The organism is Pedomonas sp., from assembly GCF_036515995.1.
Taxonomy (GTDB): Bacteria; Pseudomonadota; Alphaproteobacteria; order Sphingomonadales; family Sphingomonadaceae; genus Pedomonas.
In genome coordinates, this window is record NZ_DATBUP010000117.1 from 17,592 (window position 1) to 35,856 (window position 18,265).

General features: G+C 65.4%; 19 protein-coding genes and 1 riboswitch. Of the genes, 9 read left to right on the forward strand and 10 right to left on the reverse strand.

Going from position 1 to position 18,265, the window contains the following annotated elements; all coding sequences use genetic code 11:
- Nucleotide 1: 1 nt before the first annotated feature.
- Both cpaB and VIG90_RS09055 read right to left on the reverse strand, forming a co-directional pair.
- Nucleotides 2-901 (reverse strand): Flp pilus assembly protein CpaB, encoded by a 900-nt coding sequence (gene cpaB / locus VIG90_RS09050; protein WP_331593174.1) that lies wholly within the window; start codon nucleotides 899-901, stop codon nucleotides 2-4.
- Nucleotides 902-916: 15 nt separating this feature from the next.
- Nucleotides 917-1,414 carry an A24 family peptidase gene (locus VIG90_RS09055; protein WP_331593175.1) on the reverse strand — a complete coding sequence of 166 codons (498 nt, stop codon included), beginning with the start codon at nucleotides 1,412-1,414 and terminating at the stop codon, nucleotides 917-919.
- 70 nt (nucleotides 1,415-1,484) lie between these two features.
- Here VIG90_RS09055 and VIG90_RS09060 point away from each other — a divergent pair, with 70 nt between their 5' ends.
- Both VIG90_RS09060 and VIG90_RS09065 read left to right on the forward strand, forming a co-directional pair.
- Nucleotides 1,485-2,462, forward strand: coding sequence for an alpha/beta hydrolase (locus VIG90_RS09060; protein WP_331593176.1), 978 nt, complete (start codon nucleotides 1,485-1,487; stop codon nucleotides 2,460-2,462).
- Nucleotides 2,455-3,591, forward strand: a complete 1,137-nt coding sequence (locus tag VIG90_RS09065) for an FAD-binding oxidoreductase (RefSeq protein WP_331593178.1) — start codon at nucleotides 2,455-2,457, stop codon at nucleotides 3,589-3,591. Before VIG90_RS09060 ends, VIG90_RS09065 begins: the two co-directional genes overlap by 8 nt.
- A 132-nt stretch (nucleotides 3,592-3,723) precedes the next feature.
- On the opposite strand, the gene mscL is transcribed toward VIG90_RS09065, so the two are convergent.
- From mscL to ispH, 4 genes are all read right to left on the reverse strand, one after another.
- Nucleotides 3,724-4,161, reverse strand: a complete 438-nt coding sequence (mscL, locus tag VIG90_RS09070) for a large conductance mechanosensitive channel protein MscL (protein ID WP_331593179.1) — start codon at nucleotides 4,159-4,161, stop codon at nucleotides 3,724-3,726.
- A gap of 117 nt (nucleotides 4,162-4,278) precedes the next feature.
- Nucleotides 4,279-4,731, reverse strand: coding sequence for a ribonuclease HI (gene rnhA / locus VIG90_RS09075; protein WP_331593180.1), 453 nt, complete (start codon nucleotides 4,729-4,731; stop codon nucleotides 4,279-4,281).
- A gap of 3 nt (nucleotides 4,732-4,734) precedes the next feature.
- A complete protein-coding gene (thrB, locus tag VIG90_RS09080) occupies nucleotides 4,735-5,697 on the reverse strand; it encodes a homoserine kinase (RefSeq protein ID WP_331593181.1) in 963 nt (320 codons plus the stop codon).
- Nucleotides 5,698-5,751: 54 nt separating this feature from the next.
- Nucleotides 5,752-6,693 (reverse strand): 4-hydroxy-3-methylbut-2-enyl diphosphate reductase, encoded by a 942-nt coding sequence (gene ispH, locus VIG90_RS09085; RefSeq protein ID WP_331593182.1) that lies wholly within the window; start codon nucleotides 6,691-6,693, stop codon nucleotides 5,752-5,754.
- Nucleotides 6,694-6,914: 221 nt separating this feature from the next.
- Between ispH and VIG90_RS09090 the strand changes: the two genes are divergently transcribed.
- From VIG90_RS09090 to gcvPB, 6 genes are all read left to right on the forward strand, one after another.
- A complete protein-coding gene (locus VIG90_RS09090; protein WP_331593193.1) occupies nucleotides 6,915-7,274 on the forward strand; it encodes an energy transducer TonB in 360 nt (119 codons plus the stop codon).
- 123 nt (nucleotides 7,275-7,397) lie between these two features.
- Entirely contained in the window at nucleotides 7,398-8,099 is a 702-nt protein-coding gene (locus VIG90_RS09095; RefSeq protein WP_331593183.1) for a hypothetical protein, read from the forward strand.
- Between the two features lie 227 nt (nucleotides 8,100-8,326).
- A riboswitch (glycine riboswitch) is annotated at nucleotides 8,327-8,447 on the forward strand.
- Nucleotides 8,448-8,599: 152 nt separating this feature from the next.
- Entirely contained in the window at nucleotides 8,600-9,721 is a 1,122-nt protein-coding gene (gcvT, locus tag VIG90_RS09100; RefSeq protein WP_331593184.1) for a glycine cleavage system aminomethyltransferase GcvT, read from the forward strand.
- Between the two features lie 50 nt (nucleotides 9,722-9,771).
- Nucleotides 9,772-10,146, forward strand: a complete 375-nt coding sequence (gcvH, locus tag VIG90_RS09105; RefSeq protein ID WP_331593185.1) for a glycine cleavage system protein GcvH — start codon at nucleotides 9,772-9,774, stop codon at nucleotides 10,144-10,146.
- Between the two features lie 23 nt (nucleotides 10,147-10,169).
- Nucleotides 10,170-11,540 (forward strand): aminomethyl-transferring glycine dehydrogenase subunit GcvPA, encoded by a 1,371-nt coding sequence (gene gcvPA / locus VIG90_RS09110; protein ID WP_331593186.1) that lies wholly within the window; start codon nucleotides 10,170-10,172, stop codon nucleotides 11,538-11,540.
- The gene (gene gcvPB / locus VIG90_RS09115) at nucleotides 11,534-13,108 is read left to right on the forward strand and encodes an aminomethyl-transferring glycine dehydrogenase subunit GcvPB (protein ID WP_331593187.1); all 1,575 of its coding nucleotides are present in this window, start codon (nucleotides 11,534-11,536) and stop codon (nucleotides 13,106-13,108) included. The genes gcvPA and gcvPB overlap by 7 nt, the downstream gene beginning before the upstream one ends.
- Before the next feature lie 222 nt (nucleotides 13,109-13,330).
- Here gcvPB and VIG90_RS09120 read toward each other — a convergent pair whose 3' ends face one another.
- From VIG90_RS09120 to VIG90_RS09135, 4 genes are all read right to left on the reverse strand, one after another.
- Entirely contained in the window at nucleotides 13,331-14,989 is a 1,659-nt protein-coding gene (locus tag VIG90_RS09120; protein WP_331593188.1) for a GMC family oxidoreductase, read from the reverse strand.
- A gap of 38 nt (nucleotides 14,990-15,027) precedes the next feature.
- Entirely contained in the window at nucleotides 15,028-15,858 is an 831-nt protein-coding gene (locus VIG90_RS09125; RefSeq protein WP_331593189.1) for a hypothetical protein, read from the reverse strand.
- Complete coding sequence (locus VIG90_RS09130; RefSeq protein ID WP_331593190.1) at nucleotides 15,845-16,432, reverse strand: sigma-70 family RNA polymerase sigma factor; 588 nt, start codon at nucleotides 16,430-16,432, stop codon at nucleotides 15,845-15,847. Before VIG90_RS09130 ends, VIG90_RS09125 begins: the two co-directional genes overlap by 14 nt.
- A gap of 190 nt (nucleotides 16,433-16,622) precedes the next feature.
- A complete protein-coding gene (locus VIG90_RS09135; protein ID WP_331593191.1) occupies nucleotides 16,623-17,462 on the reverse strand; it encodes an inositol monophosphatase in 840 nt (279 codons plus the stop codon).
- Between the two features lie 155 nt (nucleotides 17,463-17,617).
- On the opposite strand from VIG90_RS09135, the gene msrA reads away from it, so the two are divergent.
- Nucleotides 17,618-18,154: a peptide-methionine (S)-S-oxide reductase MsrA gene (gene msrA, locus VIG90_RS09140; RefSeq protein ID WP_331593192.1), complete on the forward strand. Its 537-nt coding sequence runs from the start codon at nucleotides 17,618-17,620 to the stop codon at nucleotides 18,152-18,154.
- Nucleotides 18,155-18,265: the final 111 nt, after the last annotated feature.

Genomic DNA, 18,265 nt, shown 5'->3' on the forward strand with positions numbered 1-18,265 from the left:
GTTATTGTGCTCCAGTCTGGGCCACGGAGGCCTCATTGCCCCGAACGACGACCACCACCTGCGAGCGCGGCGCGGAAGTCCTGACGCTGCCGCCGCCGCCGGAACTCCGAGCGGCATTGGCGAAGCGGGTCACTTCGGACGCGGTGGTGTAGGTGGGCGTTGTATCAACCGGCATGGCGGCAACGATCTCGCCATTCTCGCCGATGGTATCGCCCCGCTCCGCCAGGGGACGCAGGCTGAGGGAGAGGCCGCCAAGCTGCTGCATGACGTTGATCTTCTCCACCTGCTTGGGTGTGACTTCCAGCGTGGCGGTGCTGCCGACCTTGGCCTGACCGGCTTCGCTGGCGACGGCCTGATCGATGGCGAGGATGCGAACGTTGCGGATGACGGTTTCAGATACTTGCAGGGCGCGGGCTTCGCCGCGCTCGACCTGATGAGTGACAACGAGATCCACCCGATCGCCGGGGAACACGAAACCGGCAACGCCCGAGGTGGAAGAGATGGAAACGGTGATGGCGCGCATGCCTGGGGTTAGAACAGCGGCCATGAAGCCCCGGTCCTGCGGGCCGACGACGGCATCCTTGGTCAGGGGCTGCCCGGCGAGGAAGGCGCTGCGCACGACCTTGCCGGTCATGTCGGAAACGGAAGACGCGCCTTCGGGCACATAGGCCTCGTGGACGGCGTCCTCGGGCCAGGGCTGCCACTTCAGATCATCGGCCTGAAGGATACGCCCGGCCGGAAGCGGGCGGGCGGCCACCAGGATCTTCTGATCTGTGGCAACCTTCGCCACCGCCTGCGCCGGACCAGTGTCTCGGCCGGACATGAGCGAGCGCGCCATAAAAGCCGTGACGACGGCGATCAGCAGGGCCGCGATGACGAGAATGAGACTGCGAACGTTCATGCCGTCCTCTCCGGATCACAATGCCAGCTGTTGTAGGGCCCAAAAATTAACGATTGGTTGGAGCACGACACCGATGCCCCCCGCCGCGATGGCAACCCCGTAGGGCACGTCGCGACTCGCATCGCCGCGCAGCTTGCGGATGATGATGAGGGCAAGGGCGAGCACGCCGCCAACCAGCGCCACGAGAAACAGCATTTCGAGAACGCGGGCGGCTGGAACCCACAGCGTAAGGGCGGCGATGAGCTTGACGTCACCCCCGCCCATCGCACCAAGGGCGAACAGCAGCACGAAGCCTGCGAACACCAGCAATGCCACGCCAAGCTGGATGCCGAGCAGGGGCAGAAGCGGCTGGGCCTGTGCAAGGCTGGCCGCAACCCAGTAAGGCAGGGCAAGGGCTGCCACGGCGATGCACAGCATGTTGGGAATGGTGTACCGCCGGATATCGCCAACTGCGGCGATGACCAGAAGCGCAACCAAGGCTATGAGAAGGCCGTGTTGAATGATGCTCCACATGCGGGAACGTTCACACGCAAAACTGAACAAGTCGTAACTGACGGCCCGCAGGCAACGGTATATTGAGCAGATGCAGAACGCTTCCACCGGTTATGGCCCCGCATTCGGCCCCGTTTTCGGGCGCCGGTCCTTCGCGCAGCAGACCCGGCTGCGAGACTGGCGCGCGCCGGACGGCTGGCCGCTGCGCACCCTGTGCTGCCTGCCGGAAGGGGATGCGCGCGGCACCGTTCTCTTCCTGAACGGCCGGGGCGACTTCATCGAGAAATATCTGGAGAGCTACGGCGCGTTTCTGGACTGGGGCTATGCCGTGGCGACGCTCGACTGGCGGGGGCAGGGGCTCTCGGGCCGTCTTGGTGATCACCCGCACAAGGGGCACCAGACGGATTTCGATATTCTGGTCAGTGATCTGGCGCACTGGATCGAGGATGTGGCGCGGGACTTCCCGCCGCCGTTCTACCTGGTGGCGCACTCCATGGGCGGGCATCTGGCGCTGCGCTATCTGGCCGAGCATAACGGTAGTGCATCCGGCGCGGTGCTGCTGGCCCCCATGCTGGGCATTCGCACGGGTGGTATTCCAAGCCCGGTGACGAAGCGGCTGGCGCGGTGGATGGTGAGCCGGGGGCGGGCCGGGGAGTTCGCGCCCACCCAGCGGCCACATGGGGCATGGCAGAGCTCCGCCCTGCGGCAGGGAGCGTTGACGGCGGACAACGAGCGCTTCGCCGACGAGGTCTGGTGGACGCAGCAGAACCCGGCGCTGGCGCTGGGCGGCGTGACCTACGGCTGGCTGGATGCAGCATTCCGGTCTCTTGATCGGCTGCACGTGCCCGGCTACCTGCAACGCGTGAAAACCCCAGTTCTCATCCTGTTGCCTGAGCTTGAGCAGGTCGTTGATCCGGTGGCGGCACGGCACGTTGCGGCGCACCTGCCGCAGTGCCGTCTGGAAGTCGTACCGGGTGGCCGGCATGAACTGCTGAGGGATGCGGACACGGTGCGTCTGGCCACGCTTGCGCATATCCGCGCTGCACTGGAAGGCGCGGCGCATGGCTGAGCGGTACGACGTCGTCATGATCGGTGCGGGGATCGGCGGGGCATCACTCGCGGCAAACCTCGGGACCGGTGTGAGTGTTGCCATCCTCGAGGCCGAGGCGTTTCCGGGCTATCACACCTCGGGCCGGTCCGCGGCGTTCTACTCGGAGTCTTATGGCGGTCCGGTCGTGCAGCCGCTGACCACCGCCTCGCTTCCCTATTTCATCTCCGCAGAGAAGGAGACGGGCGAGGCGTGGCTGGGGACGGAGCGGGGCGCGCTCTACGTGGGACAGGCGCACCAGCGCGAGGCCCTGCACCAGATGCGGGCGCTGTATCCCGCGCTGGAGATGGAGGTCATTGGACCGGAACAGGTGGCCGAGCGCGCGCCGATGCTGCGTCCCGAGTGGCGGGCCGGAGGACTGTGGGAGCCCCGGGTACGCGACATCAACACGGCCACCATGCATCAGGCTTTTCTGCGCACGGCCAAGCGGAACGGCGGCGTGCTCAAGACCGGCTGGCGGGTCACGTCCCTGCGACGGGAACAGGATGGCTGGACGATTTCTTCCGGTTCGGAGGAAATTCACGCGCGGGTCATCGTCAACGCGGCCGGGGCCTGGGCGGACGAACTTGCGCAGCTTGCGGGCATTGCGCCGATTGGCCTTGTGCCCATGCGCCGGACGCTGGTGGTGCTGCGGGTGCCGCAGGCGGAGTATCGGGCGGATGCGCCGCTGGTGCTTGATGTGGACGGCAGCTTCTACTTCAAGCCGGACGCGGGCACCTACTGGGTCTCCCCACATGATGAGACACCGTCCGTGCCGTGCGATGTGCAACCGGAGGAGCTGGACGTGGCCATTGCGCTCGACCGGCTGGAGCAGGCCACCACCCTGACCATTTCCCGGCCCGAGCGCAGCTGGGCGGGCCTGCGCACCTTCGCCCCTGACCGCGCGCCGATCTACGGCTTCGAGCCGACGGCTCCAGGCTTTTTCTGGTGCGCCGGGCAGGGCGGATTCGGCATGCAGACAGCACCGGCCGCAGGCGTGCTGTGCGCCAGTCTCATTCATGGGGAACCGTTGCCGGGAGCCTTGCTGGAGGCAGGCGTGGACGCTGAGGCATACAGCCCGGCGCGGTTCAGGGCCACGGCCGGAAAATAATCGAACTATATTTTGGGGGAGCGGTCCTTTGGCCATCTCCCGAGCAGCACAAAAGAAAACACCGGCCAGAGGCATCTGACCGGTGTTCTTTGTTCTTGCCCGAAGGGAAAAGCTTCAGGCCTGGCGGAAGGGTCAGGCCTTCGCCTTCAGCGCATCGCGGATTTCGCGCAGCAGCTGAATGTCTTCGGGCGGCGGCGGCGGTGCTGCCGGAGCCTCTGTCTTCGACGGACGGCGCAGGATGTTCGCACCCTTGACGATCCAGAATACGACGAACGCCAGCAGGATGAAATTCAGCGCCACGGTGATGAACTGGCCATAACCCAGCACGGGCACGCCTGCCGCCACCAGTGCCTTGTAGGTTTCCGGACCCTCGAAGGTGGCCGGAACGGTGCCGAGCTTCAGGTAGAGGTTGCTGAAATCCGGCGTGCCGACGATGGCCGAGACGAGCGGCATGATGAGATCGTTCACGACGGAGTCGATAATCTTGTTGAATGCAGCGCCGATGATGACACCGACAGCCAGATCAAGAACGTTGCCACGCAGGGCAAATTCCCGGAATTCCTTTAACATGTGACCAGCCCCAGAGTTTTATCCAAATGTCATTTTAACCGCTGCGGCTAAGAGCTGCTACAGTTTATAAGTAGCTAATAACAATGGACGAATAGGCGTAGGCAGGATCGGCCGGGCTTACGCGCCGTTGCGAATTTCAGCGATGCCAAGGCGGGCCAGTTCATCGGCGCGCTCGTTCTCCGGGTGGCCGGAGTGACCCTTGACCCATTTCCACTCGATCTGGTGCTGGCGGCTGGCGTCCTGAAGCGCCTGCCAGAGCTCGGCGTTCTTCACCGGCTTCTTGTCGGCGGTCTTCCAGCCGTTGCGCTGCCAGTTGAACATCCACTTGGTAATGCCGTCCCGCACATAAACGCTGTCGGTCGTCAGGATGACATGGCAGGGGCGCTTGAGGGCGCGCAGCGCCTCGATGGCGGCCATCAGCTCCATGCGGTTGTTGGTGGTATGGGCCTCGCCGCCATGGATTTCCTTGGTGCGGCCGGCCGAGCGCAGGATCGCGCCCCAGCCGCCCGGCCCCGGATTGCCGGAGCAGGCGCCATCAGTGAAGATTTCAACGCTGGGTTTTTCTGTCATGGATTACGCGGCCGCGAACAGGCTGGCGGCCTGTGCCTGAAAGAAGGCGAGGCGGCGGGAATAGGCCAGCGGGTCCTTGCGGGTGACGATGGCGTCTGCCGGCGTGTTCAGCCAGTCGTAGGCGCGGGTCAGCAGGAAGCGCAGCGCCGCGCCCTGGCACAGCAGCGGCAGGGCTTCGCGCTCGCGCGGCTCCAGCGGGCGCACGCTTTCGTAGCCTGCCAGAAACGCCTCGGTAAGATCCTGCCGATAGCTGGTGCCATCGGCGCTGAAGCACCACGCGTTGAGGCAGACGGCAACATCGTAGGCCCAGGCGTCGTTGGCGGCGAAGTAGAAGTCGATGAGGCCGGTCACTTCCGTGTCGATAACGAGCACGTTGTCCGGGAACAGGTCGGCATGGATCGGCCCCGAAGGCAGGTTGCCCGGCCACGCCGCGCCGATGTCGGCAAGGGCGTTGTCGATCTGCGAGCGCAGGCCCGGGGAGATGGTGTCCGCCTCGGCGCGCACGGCAGCGGCCAGCCGTCGCCAGCCGTCAACCGACAGGTCGTTCGGGCGGGAGAGCGGGAAGCTGGCGGCGGCCTGATGCAGCCGGGCCAGCGCCGCGCCGACCGGGCGGCAATGCTCGGCCGTCGGCTCGGTGAGGGAGACGCCCTTCAGGAACTCGATGAGGCAGGCCGGGCGGCCTGCAAGGGTGTGCAGCGTCTCGCCCCGGCTGTTGGGGATGGGGCGCGGCACGGGCAGGTGCGCATCGGCCAGATGGCCGGTCAGGCCGAGGAAGTAGGGCAGGTCCTCAAGCTTCACGCGCTTCTCGTATAGGGTGAGGATGTAGCGGCCCTGCTCGGTCTCGATGAGGTAGTTGCTGTTCTCAACGCCTTCGGCAATGCCCTTGGCGCTGAGCAGGTGGCCGATGTTGAAGTCCGCCAGAAAGGCTTCGAGCATTTCGGTCGGAACATGGGTGTAGACTGCCACGGCCCCCTCTTTCGTTCAGCTTGCGTAGTTGTGTGAGTTGCGCGCCGGACGGCGTCAGGCCGTCAGCGCGCGCGGCAGCTTGAATTCCACGTCCTCGGTGGTGGTGGTGACGTGGTCGATGTCGAGCGTGAAGCGCTCGCGCAGGGCGGCCAGTACTTCTTCCACCAGCACTTCCGGCGCGGAAGCGCCCGCGGTGATGCCGACGCAGGAAACCCCCTCGAACCACGACCAGTCGATGCACGTGGCGCGCTGAACCAGACGGGCCTTGGCGCCGCAGCGCTCCGCCACTTCCACCAGCCGCAGGGAGTTGGAGGAGTTGGGCGCGCCGATGACCAGCACCAGATCGGCCTTGTCCGCAATCGCCTTCACCGCATCCTGCCGGTTGGTGGTGGCGTAGCAGATGTCTTCCTTCTTGGGCGACTCCAGCGCCGGGAAGCGCTCGCGCAGGACGGAGACGATCTCGGCCGTGTCATCCACCGACAGGGTGGTCTGGGTGATGTAGGCGAGGTTGTTCGGGTTCGCGACCTCGATCGCGCGGGCATCGGCCACGGTCTCGATGAGGGAAATCGCGCCATCATCAAGCTGGCCCATGGTGCCGATCACCTCCGGATGGCCCGCATGGCCGATCATCAGAATATGACGGCCCTGCGCCGAATGGCGCTCGGCCTCGCGGTGAACCTTGGAGACGAGCGGGCACGTGGCATCGACGTACAGCATCTGGCGGCGCTCGGCCTCGGCCGGAACGGACTTGGGCACACCGTGCGCCGAGAAGATGACGGGCGCGCCTTCCGGCACCTCGTGCAGTTCATCCACGAATACCGCGCCCTTGGCCTGAAGGGTTTCCACCACGAAGCGGTTGTGCACGATTTCGTGGCGAACATAGACCGGCGCGCCGAAACGCTCGATGGCGATTTCGACGATCTTGATGGCGCGGTCGACCCCGGCGCAGAAACCGCGGGGATTGGCGACCAGTACGGAGAGTGCAGGTAACGTCATGGCCTGGATGCTATAGCCGCAAAGGCGCCTAAAAAAAACGGGCGAATTGGCAGGACGCACCAGAATGGGGTGGGGAGGGCGCCGTCCGGTTGTTTCGTCAACTGATCATTTACCTTTTCAGGCTAAGCCGTTCGAGTGTGATGACCGTTCATTGGGTAACTAGCAACTGAACCCGCGCGGTCTGACAATGAAACAGAAGATTTCAGGAAGGGCTGTTGACGATGTTGGTTAAGTTTGCTCGCAAGATGACCGGTGCCATGATTGCTGCGGCAATCGTTGCTGGCGCATCCGCTCCGGCGATGGCGCAGGATGCCGGTTGGCAGCGCCAGGTCGCCAAGCTCATTTCGGACAACTTCAGCTACCCGCGCTCGGCACAGGTGCGCGGCGAGGAAGGCACCGCCAAGGTGAAGGTGTCGATGGACGCAAGCGGCCGAATCACCGGCGTGCAGCTGGTCGAGCCGACCGGCTCGGATATTCTGAACCGCGAAGCCGAGAAGATCATGCAGAAGATCGGCAGCTTCCCGCCGCCGCCGGCCGGCGTGAACAGCCTGGTCATTCCGATCAGCTGGAAGCTCAGCTAAGCCAATTCGCCTTCTGGCGGAGAGTTTGCGAGCCGTTCGACGCCGGTCGTCGAGCGGCTCGCTTGCGTCTGGAGCGAGGCGCGCCTACTGTGCGGCCCGCATCGAAAGGCGGGAGAGTTGCGCATGGCCAACGAAGTGAAGGCAGCCAAGAGAATGAATGCTTTGACGAATCTGCGCCGCGCGACCGGCGAACGTTTCCCCGGCTGGCTGACCGGCGGCCGAGTGGCCGCCCTTGGCATGGTGGCGGCTCCGCTGCTGCTGGCCGGCTGCTCTTCCAACCCGCTGCAGGTGACCCGCACCCTGTGCCCGGCCACGGCCGTGCCGCAGCATGCAGGCACGCTCACCTTCTTCTCGCCGCCGAGCAGCCGTACGGCGGATTCGGTGGTGGCGAGCGCCAACATCTTCAATCTGCAGAATCAGTGCAATGAAGGCGGCGAAAAGGTCACCAGCAACCTGCGCTTCACCATTGGTGCGCAGCGGCCCAACGCGGCGGCTGAGCAGACCATTACCGTTCCCTATTTCGTGGCGGTGGTGAAGGAGGGCGAGACCCTGCTTTCCAAGCAGATCTACGAAGCGACCCTGACCTTTGCCGCTGGCGACGTGCGCGCCGAATCCGTGCAGACGGTTCAGGCCGCCGTTGACCGTGCCGAGGCTCTGGCTGCGGCAGGTCCCGCGCCGGGCAGCGAGAAGAAGAAGCGCAAGCGTGGCGAAATGGCCGAGCCGGAGGACCTGTTCTTCGACGCCAAGCCCAAGGCCAGCGGGTTCGAGATTCTGGTGGGTTTCCAGCTCACCGACGCGCAGGTTCACTACAATATCACGCAGTAACAGCGGACAGCCGGGCCGACGGGCCGGGCGCTGCTGAACGACTGAGGGGCGCGGTCTGTCAAACGGGCAGGCGGCGCCCCTTTCGTTTGCGGCCGCAGTTTCATATCCTGCGGGTGGCTTTGATTGGCTGAAAGTTGCTCGGGACCTGTCAAACTCAACTGGCTCAATCGACTAACAGTTGACTTGGCGAGCGCGAATCATAGGGTGAGCGGGCTGCGGACATATCCGACATCAGCGCGGGAGAGGCTGCGGCGATTGCCTGACAGGGAAACCTGACAAGGAGGATCGCCCGGCGCCGAAGGAGCAACCGCCCCGGAATCTCTCAGGCAAAAGAACCGCGTTGGTGAACAGCACTCTGGAAAGCATCTGCCGGATTTGAGCGGCAGATCACCGAAGGGGTAAGTGACGGTATTCCAAACACCGTCACGAAAGCTCTCAGGTTCCGTGACAGAGGGGGCAGGAGCGTCCTGGAAAAGGGCGTGTTGTCACGGAGACTTGCTATGGCCGACGCGCCAGAGAACCTTTTGCATACGCCGCTTTACGATCTGCATGTGTCGCTGGACGCCCGCATGGTGCCGTTCGCTGGCTATGCCATGCCGGTGCAGTACCCGACCGGCATCATGACCGAGCACAAGTGGACCCGTGAGAGCGCGGGCCTGTTCGACGTCTCCCACATGGGGCAGGTGCTGCTGACCGGCGATGGTGCCGACGTGGCGCTGGAGACCATCGTTCCGGGCGAGGTGCTGGCGCTTCAGCCGGGCAAGATGCGCTATTCCATGCTGCTGAACGAAACCGGCGGCGTGCTGGACGACCTGATGATCACCCGCCGCGAGGGCGATCTCTATGTGGTGGTGAACGGCGCGTGCAAGCAGGGTGACATCGCCCACATGCGGGCGCAGCTGGAGCCCAAGGGCGTCACCGTGACCTACCGGGACGATCTGGCGCTGCTGGCGCTGCAGGGTCCCAAGGCGGTCGATGCGCTGTCACGTCTTGTACCGGGCGTTGAAAGCCTCACCTTCATGACGGCGGGTGCCTTCACGTGGGACGGGGCAGAGCTCTGGATCTCGCGCGCGGGCTACACCGGCGAGGATGGTTTCGAGATCTCGCTGCCGAACGACAGGGCCGTGGCGTTCGCCAAGGCGCTGCTCGAGCAGCCGGAAGTGAAGCCGATCGGCCTTGGTGCGCGCGACAGCCTGCGCCTGGAGGCGGGCCTGCCGCTCTACGGCCATGATCTGACAACCGAAATCTCGCCGATCGAGGCCGGACTTGGCTTTGCCATTTCCAAGCGCCGCAAGACGGAAGGCGGTTTTATCGGGGCGGATGTGGTGCTGAACCAGATCCTGAGCGGAACCGACCGCAAGCGCGTCGGGTTCAAGGTTGAAGGACGCCAGCCCGCGCGCGAGGGTGCGCAGGTGGTGACCGAAGATGGCCGCGTGATCGGCCTTGTCACCAGCGGCGGCTTTGCCCCGACGGTGGAAGCGCCCATCGGCATGGCCTTCGTGGAGAAGGATTTCGCCAGCGACGGCACGCAGATCTTCATCGACGTGCGCGGCCGCAGGCTGACGGCAACTGTGGTGCCGATGCCGTTCGTGCCGCACCGCTACGTTCGAATTTCCAAGTAACAGCCGAACAGGCAATCAACGGGCCTCAAGGCCAGCAGGGGTAAGGTTTCATGACCGTTTATTTCACCAAGGATCACGAGTGGGTGCGGGTTGAAGGCGACACCGGCACCATCGGCATTTCCGAATACGCACAGGGCCAGCTCGGCGATGTGGTGTTCGTGGAACTGCCGGAAATCGGCCGCACCGTCGCACCGGGCGACGAACTGGCGGTTGTCGAGTCCGTGAAGGCGGCCTCGGAAGTCTATGCCCCGGTTTCGGGTGAGGTGGTGGAGGCCAACGAGGCCCTCAACGACGACCCGAGCCTGGTGAACAGCGGCGCGGAAGGCGAGGGCTGGTTTGCCCGCGTGCGCCTGTCCGACACCGCGGAACTGGAAGCCCTCATGGATGAGGCTGCCTACAAGGACTACGTGGCCAGCCTCGCCTGACCCGTAAAATCTGAGGAATTGGGATGCGTTACCTGCCCCACATGGATGCTGACCGCCAGTCTATGCTGGCGGACATCGGCGTCGAGCACATCGACGAGCTGTTCCGGGACGTTCCGGCAGCGGCTCTTCTGAAGGAACCGATCACGTCGCTGCCGAACCATGCGACCGAGCTTGAGGTGGAGCGCATGCTCTCCCGCATGGCCGGGCGCAACACTCCGGCCAGCGCCGTGCCGTTCTTCATCGGCTGCGGTGCCTACAAGCACCACGTGCCGGCGAGCGTGGATCACCTGATCCAGCGCGGCGAGTTCCTGACCAGCTACACGCCGTATCAGCCGGAAATCGCACAAGGCACGCTGCAGTACCTGTTCGAGTTCCAGACGCAGGTGGCGCGTCTCACCGGCATGGAGGTGGCCAACGCCTCCATGTACGACGGCTCGACCGCAACGACCGAGGCCATCTTCATGGCCCGTCGCATCACCCGCCGGAAGAAGGCGCTGATCTCGGCCGGTGTTCACCCACACTACGTTGACGTTGCCAAGGCGCTGGCCAAGGTTTCGGGCGACGAGCTGGTGATCGGCACGCCGGAGCTGGCCAAGGGCAAGCCGGGCGGTGACTACGAAGCGCTGCTGGGCCAGATCGACAAGACCACGTCCTGCGTCGTCGTGCAGAACCCGAACCTGTTCGGTTACGTGGCCGACCTGACGGAACTGGCCGAAGCCTGCCACGCCAACGGCGCGCTGCTGGTCGTCGTCGTGACCGAAGTGGTCTCGCTCGGCCTCATGAAGTCTCCGGGCGAGATGGGCGCGGACATCGTTGTGGGCGAGGGCCAGTCCATCGGCAACGGCCTGAACTACGGCGGTCCGTACCTCGGCCTGTTCGCCTGCCGCGAGAAGTTCGTGCGTCAGATGCCGGGCCGCCTGTGCGGTGAAACCGTGGATGCGGACGGCCGGCGCGGCTACGTGCTGACGCTCTCCACCCGCGAGCAGCACATCCGCCGCGAGAAGGCGACCTCCAACATCTGCACCAACTCCGGCCTGTGCGCGCTGGCGTTCACCATCCACCTCAGCCTTCTGGGCGAGGCGGGTCTGCGCCAGCTGGCCCAGTTCAACCACGCCCGCGCGGTTCAGGCCGCCGAGCGGCTGGCCAAGGTGCCGGGCGTTGAAGTGCTGAACGACGCCTTCTTCAACGAGTTCACCATCCGCCTGTCCAAGCCCTCGCGCGATGTGGTGCGGGAGCTGGGCAATCGGGACATCCTGGCAGGCGTGGCGCTGAGCCGCCTCTACCCGACCGAGACGGCCCTGCACGACGGCGTGGTGCTGGCCGTGACCGAAATTGTAACCGAATCCGACATCGAGGCGCTGGCAAAGGGCCTTGAGGAGGTGCTGTCATGCTGAACCGTCAGGGACGCCCCACGGGAACTGGCGAAGGCGCTTCGGCCGAAGGTTTCACCACCTTCACCGGCCACAAGGGCCTCGACCTCAACGAACCGCTGATCTTCGAGATCGGCCGCGGCGACCGCACCGGCGTTGACGTGCCGGACGCACCGAAGGTGGCCTCGCGCCTCGGCGGGCTGGAGCGCGAAGCGCCGATCGGCCTGCCGGGTCTGTCCGAGCCGGAAGCCGTGCGCCACTACACGCGCCTCAGCCGCAAGAACTACGCCATTGACATGGGCCTGTTCCCGCTGGGCTCGTGCACCATGAAGCACAATCCGCGCCTGAACGAGAAGATGGCCCGCTTGGCCGGCTTCTCCGACATTCACCCGCTGCAGCCGCAGGACACGGTGCAGGGCGCGCTGGAGCTGATCGACACGGTTGCCCACTGGCTGATGGAGTTGACCGGCATGCCGGCCGTTGCCATGTCGCCGAAGGCCGGCGCTCACGGCGAGCTGTGCGGCCTGCTGGCGATTCGTGCGGCGCTGGAAGCCCGCGGCGATGCGCGCGAGGTGGTGCTGGTTCCGGAATCGGCCCACGGCACCAACCCGGCGACGGCGGCCTTCTGCGGCTACCGCGTCGAGGAAATTCCGGCGACCGAGAACGGCCGGGTGGACTTCGAGGCGCTGAAGAAGCGGCTGGGTCCGGACGTGGCGGCGATCATGCTGACCAATCCGAACACCTGCGGCCTGTTCGAACCGGACATCATCAAGATCGCCGAAGCCGTGCATGCGGTGGGCGCGTTCTTCTACTGCGACGGCGCGAACTTCAACGCCATCGTCGGCAAGGTGCGCCCGGGCGACCTTGGCGTCGATGCCATGCACATCAACCTGCACAAGACCTTCTCCACCCCGCACGGCGGCGGTGGTCCGGGTTCGGGTCCGGTGGTGTTCTCCGAAGCGCTGGCTCCGTTTGCGCCGCTGCCCTACGTCAAGAAGACGGAAGAGCGGTTCGAACTGGTGGAGCACCTTGAAGAGGGCGACCAGAGCTTCGGCCGCATGGTTGCCTTCCACGGCCAGATGGGCATGTTCGTGCGCGCCGCCAGCTACATGCTGAGCCACGGCGCGGACGGCCTGCGTCAGGCAGCGGAAGACGCGGTGCTGAACGCCAACTACATCATGGCCAAGCTGCAGGACGTGATGACCCCGGCGTTCGAGGGTCCGTGCATGCACGAAGCCCTGTTCGACGACCGCTTCCTCAAGGACACCGGCGTGACCACGCTCGACTTTGCCAAGGCAATGATCGACGAGGGCTACCACCCGATGACCATGTACTTCCCGCTGGTGGTGCACGGCGCGATGCTGATCGAGCCGACGGAAACCGAAAGCCGCGCTTCGCTCGATGAATTCATCGGCGCGCTGCGCTCGCTGGCGGAAGCGGCGAAGAACGGAGAGAAGGAGCGCTTCACGGCAGCGCCGCACTTCGCTCCGGTGAAGCGTCTGGACGAAACCCGCGCTGCCCGTCAGCCGGTGCTGTCCTACAAGAACACGGCCGAGCCGGGTTCGGTGACGACGCCGGTGGCGGCCGAGTAAGGCCTCGCCAGAGCCGACAGAAAATGCGCCGGTGGGAGAGATCCCGCCGGCGTTTTTCGTTGGAGGGGCCGGGGGCGCTTTTTGTTTGAAGGAGGGGCCTGCCGTTCCTGCGCCTCTCTGCAGAAACCTTTCCTCGGAAAGCGGGCAAAAAAATTGGCGGCCGGGGGTTTGGGGGTGGCCGGCCGCCAAGTTTGGCAGGGTGATTAGTCTGCCGGTAAGAGGTTATTCCGCCGCCATCGGCACCTTGCTGTAGGTGGTCTGGCGGGTTGGAATGTCGTCGCGGATCAGGTCGGCGGCGATCTGTTCGCCGAGCCGGATGCTGAGAGCCGCAATGGTGAGCGTGGGATTGGCCCAGCCGGACGTGGTGAACACGGAGCTGCCGGCCACGTGCAGGTTGGCGATGCCGTGGACCTTGCAGTTCTCATCGACAACGCCGGTGCGGGGGCTGGCCGACATGCGGGTGGCCCCCATGTGGTGATAGCCGCCGTAGGAGTGGGAGCTGACCAGCGGGTCGGTCTCCCAAGTGGTATGGCTGTCGGTGATCCAGGGCTGGATGCTGACCTGACCCAGGCCGTTGTCGCGCAGGGTCGCATCAAAGCGCTTCATCATCACGGCGAGCGTGTGCTTGTCGATGGGGCGGAAGCGCCAGTCCAGCGCGGCCTTGGGGATGCCGAGCGCATCGGTTTCCCGTGTCAGGGTCACGCGGCTGTCAGGATTGGGGGCCTGTTCGGCGCGAATGATGATCGACAGGTCGCGCCGGCCGGACTTGACCATGAGCCAAGGGCGCAGCGGGTCGATATGCTCGTGCAGCCAGACCGCCGTCTGCTTGGTGGCCATCCACATCCGCCGGCCGGCTTCGGTCGGCGGCAGGCGGTGCTTCATGGTGTTGTAGATCTTCAGCGGCAGGAACATGCTGGCATCAGCGCTCTGGCGCGCGCCGAGCGTCATGGCGGTGTTGAGGATGCCCTCCTGCTGCTGGAAGGCGCGGCTCGGCCGGAGCATGGCGGCCATGCGGGTGCCCTGATAGCGGTAGGACCGACCCAGCACCTTCAGCAGCTGCCACGCGCTGGCGCTTTCCACGCGCCCGCCGCGGGCGTGGGGGTGCTCCATGAAGTAGCGGCCCACCTGATCGTAGGCGTTGCCGAGACCGTTCTGCCACACGTCGTTGGAGGCCAGCAGCAGGCGCGCGTTCTCGATGCCGCCCGCAGCCGTCACGTAATGCCGGGCACGCACGGTCAGCTGGTGGCCCTGATGGTCCCGCGCCACCACGTGGGTGATCTGGCCGCCGTCTTCGGAGGCCTGAATGCGGGTGACGGTGGCGTGCAGCCAGACCTGCGCGCGCGGATGGTCGGTCACGTCCGCGATGTTGCGGTGGGTGAAGCGGTTGAATTGGGTATCGAACCGCCAGAAGCCGGCTTCGAGCGCATCGGACGAGGCGTGGGCGAGGCCCTTTGCCGCGTCCTTCAGCCAGGGCAGCATCGGGGTGTCGGCATCCATGCCGAACACCTTCCAGGCCTCGCGGTAGTAGGACGCGAGGTCATCCTTCGAGATCGGCCAGCCGCTGTGCGGCACCCAGGACTTTGCCTCGAAATCTTCCGGGTCCAGCTCGGCAAGGCGGCCGCCCCAGATGGCGGTGGTGCCGCCCAGCAGCCGCAGGCGGCACTCCTGAAGGTCGTAGTAGGGGAAGCCGGTATTGTCGCCGTCGCTGAGCTGGTGGACGGGATCCTCGTGATCACGGCCGCCGCTCTCCAACAGACAGACGTGCAGTCCGCGGGCCAGCAGGGTGCGGGCCAGAGTCAGCCCGGCAACGCCGCTGCCGATGATGCAGACGTCAGTGTCGACGGTTGCCCCGCCCGGGGCCTGATGGAGGTCTGTAAGCATAAGAAAGGTAATCCACGGAGCAATTTACGTACGGAGGGCTAGAACGAGTCTTCTGCTGTCTTCATGTGATCGGCGATTTCCGGCGGCTCGGTCTGGAGGCTGGAGAGCAGCACTTCCGCCGCCGCCTGCAACCGGCTTTCGCTGGCGTGGCCGACGAGGGCATAGGCCAGGCCACCCGACTGCCAGAAGGTGGCGGTGGTGCCGCCGACGATGGTTGTGCGCATGCCGCCGGGCGCCTTGGGCACATGCGGCGCGGCGAACAGCGTGACCGTGCCGAGATCGCCCGCGTCAGCCGTGACGGCGATGCTGTAGCCTTCGTCCCACGGGTAGATCTGAACATCGACGACCTTCCAGCCCGCGGGCAGGGCGGGCATGGCCAGATCGGTTTCCATGCGCAGCTCGGCCGGATCGTATCTGGCGGTTTCGACCTGGGAGGCCATGCGCTGGCGTAGCGACTGGGCCCGGCGGGCATCGAGCGCGTCATCGACAAAGGCGAGGGTGGCGGCTTCGGTCTGGATTGCGCCGTTGAAAGGCTGAACGGCGCTGAAGACGATCCACCCGGCGGTGATGGCGGCGGCAAGGCCGGTGAGGCGCAGAACGGTGCGCTGCCAGACCTGACGCTTCAACCCCTGCTCCAGCCGCGTTGCGCCTGCCACGAGGCGCGCGGAGGGCTCGTCCTGCAACTGGGCGTGCAGGCGCAGCGCATCCATGGTGCGCAGGGACGCCATGACTTCAGCCGCTGCTTCGGGATGGTGGGCGAGGAAGTCTTCAACCTCGATGCGGCGGGCATCGTCCAGTTGTCCGTCCATGTAGGCCTGAAGGTCGACCTCGGTGATCGAGCTCGGCTGGGAAGTATCATTCTGACCCATGGGAACCCTTGATCAGTTTGAGCTGGACCGAGCCTTGCGGCGTGCGGCCCTGAGACGTGTCTGTTTGCTGCGGCGCGTGCGGGCGTTGCCCGGCCGGCCGGTCGAGCAGGCGCAGCGTGGCCCGCGCGCGGGACAGGCGGGACATGAGCGTGCCGATGGGGATGCTGAGAGCATCGGCAGCGTCCTGATAGGACAGGCCCTCGACCGCCACGAGATGCAGGGCGGCGCGCTGGGCCTCCGGCAGGCGGGTGAAGGCCTTATGAATTTCGGCCAGCTGCACGCGGGTGTCCGCATCGGGCGGTGGCGGGGCGGCAACCGGGTCGGCCGTCAGTGCATCAACGACGCGCTCCTCCATCTGCCGCCGCCGGTAGATGTCGACGAACAGGTTGTGGAGCAGGGAGAACAGCCAGGGCCGCAGGCTTCGGCGGGTGTCGTAACTGTCGCGGCGCTCATAGGCGCGCAGCAGCGTTTCGTGGACAAGCTCTTCCGCATCGGCAGGGTCGCGGACGAGCGCGCGCGCATAGCGCAGCAGCGCCGGCAACTGTCCCACCACATCGAATGACTTATCCTTCATGCGCCATATACGGGCTGGCAGCAGAGTTTATTCCATCCGGGCGGTTTAAATTTTCTGCCGGCACTGCGCGATCGTCATGCTTGCTCAAAAAAAAGCGGCGGCACGCTTTCCCGCGCACCGCCGAGTTTCAGTACAGGCTGCCACTTCAGTTGCTAACGCCACTGGGGCAGAGAAGTTCGAACGGTTCGTCTTAGGCCCCGGTGTTCGAGCCCGGAACGAGGGCGAGGTCAGGATAGGAGGACAGGCGGGCTTCCTCCCAGACATCCGGATGGGCGGCGATGAGACCGAGGCGCGGCGCGCAATAGGGGCGGTAAAGCGCGCCATCCGGGTGCAGGATGCGGGCGCCCGCTTCCTGCGCGATGAGGGCAGGGGCGGCGTGATCCCATGGCAGCAGCCGCCAGTAGGAGGCGGCGTCGATGCCCCCGCTCACGAGGCGGAGGTATTCCTGACCGGCGCACATGAGCGGCTCGACGGGCTCGATGGTCTCGAGCCGGGCCGCGGCGGCGATCTCCGGCGGCCAGAACCGGACCGAGACGGAAACCCGCGCTTTTCCCGGCTTGCGGGCGGGAATGCGCACCCGCTGGCCGTTGATGAACGCGCCTGCGCCGGGGCGGGCTTCGGCCATGCGCTGGCCGAGGGGATCGTACACGCAGGCGGCGATGGTCTCGTTGTTCTGCACCAGCGCGACCATGACGGCAAAGGTGGGGTTGCCCGCCGCGAAATTGGCGGTGCCGTCGAGCGGGTCGATCACCCAGACGGGCTCGCTGCCGCCGAGGCGGTGAATGGCCTCGGGCTCGGCCGCGACTGCTTCCTCGCCCACAACCAGCGAGCCGGGCAGGAGCTTGAGCAGGCCGTCGGTCAGCAGGGCCTCGGATTCCTCATCGGCAACGGTGACGAGATCATCGGCCGAGGTCTTCTCACGGATCTCGTGGTCGGCCAGCGTCTGGTAGCGCGGCAGGATCACCCGCTCGGCGGTCTCGCGCAGGAGGTCGGGAACATGAGCAAGGGCGCGGTCAATCATATCGGTCATGAAGCCAAGTCTTTCCATCAGGTGGGGCCGGAGGCTATAGTTGCCGTCTCTTCAGGGCAGGCGGGCATTTTGAAGGCAACCGGCTGGAACAGCCGGCGTCCTCTCAAGCGTTCCCGCCCTCTATACACCTTATCGAGCGGATGTGAGATCGAGTTATGGCGCAAACCGAGACGGCGATTCTGGCAGCGGGGTGCTTCTGGTGCGTGGAAGCGGTGTTCGATGATCTGGTGGGCGTGCAGTCGGTGGAATCCGGCTACATCGGCGGCCATGTGGACAACCCGACCTACCGGCAGGTGTGCGAGGAGGATACCGGCCACGCCGAGGCCGTGCGCATCACGTTCGACCCGAGCCAGATCAGCTACGACGAGCTGCTGGACGTGTTCTTCCACGTGCATGACCCGACCACGCTCAACCGGCAGGGGAACGACGTGGGCACCCAGTACCGCTCAGCCATCTTCTACTTGAACGATGCGCAGAAGGCCTCGGCCGAGAAGGCCATTGCGGAGGCGCAGCCGGAGTGGCCGAGCCCGATCGTGACGCAGGTGGTGGCTGCAACCAGGTTCTGGGAAGCGGAAGACTATCATCAGGAGTATTTCGCCAATAACCCGAACCAGCCTTACTGCTCTGCCGTGGTGGGGCCGAAGGTGCGCAAGTTCCGCCAGAAGTATGCCGCGCGGCTGAAGCAGCACTGAGCCTGCAGGTGCAGGCTGGGCGGCTTTCACATGGCTGCGAAAACGGGAACGGCGGCCTCGAGAGGAGGCCGCCGTTTTCCGTTCGGCTGATCCGGGGTCAGCGCTTGTTCG

Coding starts and splice junctions, on each gene's coding strand:
- cpaB (WP_331593174.1), bottom strand. CDS start 901: ATGAACGTTCGCAGTCTCATTCTCGTCATCGCGGCCCTGCTGATCGCC.
- VIG90_RS09055 (WP_331593175.1), bottom strand. CDS start 1,414: ATGTGGAGCATCATTCAACACGGCCTTCTCATAGCCTTGGTTGCGCTT.
- VIG90_RS09060 (WP_331593176.1), top strand. CDS start 1,485: ATGCAGAACGCTTCCACCGGTTATGGCCCCGCATTCGGCCCCGTTTTC.
- VIG90_RS09065 (WP_331593178.1), top strand. CDS start 2,455: ATGGCTGAGCGGTACGACGTCGTCATGATCGGTGCGGGGATCGGCGGG.
- mscL (WP_331593179.1), bottom strand. CDS start 4,161: ATGTTAAAGGAATTCCGGGAATTTGCCCTGCGTGGCAACGTTCTTGAT.
- rnhA (WP_331593180.1), bottom strand. CDS start 4,731: ATGACAGAAAAACCCAGCGTTGAAATCTTCACTGATGGCGCCTGCTCC.
- ispH (WP_331593182.1), bottom strand. CDS start 6,693: ATGACGTTACCTGCACTCTCCGTACTGGTCGCCAATCCCCGCGGTTTC.
- VIG90_RS09090 (WP_331593193.1), top strand. CDS start 6,915: ATGTTGGTTAAGTTTGCTCGCAAGATGACCGGTGCCATGATTGCTGCG.
- VIG90_RS09095 (WP_331593183.1), top strand. CDS start 7,398: ATGGCCAACGAAGTGAAGGCAGCCAAGAGAATGAATGCTTTGACGAAT.
- gcvT (WP_331593184.1), top strand. CDS start 8,600: ATGGCCGACGCGCCAGAGAACCTTTTGCATACGCCGCTTTACGATCTG.
- gcvH (WP_331593185.1), top strand. CDS start 9,772: ATGACCGTTTATTTCACCAAGGATCACGAGTGGGTGCGGGTTGAAGGC.
- gcvPA (WP_331593186.1), top strand. CDS start 10,170: ATGCGTTACCTGCCCCACATGGATGCTGACCGCCAGTCTATGCTGGCG.
- gcvPB (WP_331593187.1), top strand. CDS start 11,534: ATGCTGAACCGTCAGGGACGCCCCACGGGAACTGGCGAAGGCGCTTCG.
- VIG90_RS09120 (WP_331593188.1), bottom strand. CDS start 14,989: ATGCTTACAGACCTCCATCAGGCCCCGGGCGGGGCAACCGTCGACACT.
- VIG90_RS09125 (WP_331593189.1), bottom strand. CDS start 15,858: ATGGGTCAGAATGATACTTCCCAGCCGAGCTCGATCACCGAGGTCGAC.
- VIG90_RS09130 (WP_331593190.1), bottom strand. CDS start 16,432: ATGAAGGATAAGTCATTCGATGTGGTGGGACAGTTGCCGGCGCTGCTG.
- VIG90_RS09135 (WP_331593191.1), bottom strand. CDS start 17,462: ATGACCGATATGATTGACCGCGCCCTTGCTCATGTTCCCGACCTCCTG.
- msrA (WP_331593192.1), top strand. CDS start 17,618: ATGGCGCAAACCGAGACGGCGATTCTGGCAGCGGGGTGCTTCTGGTGC.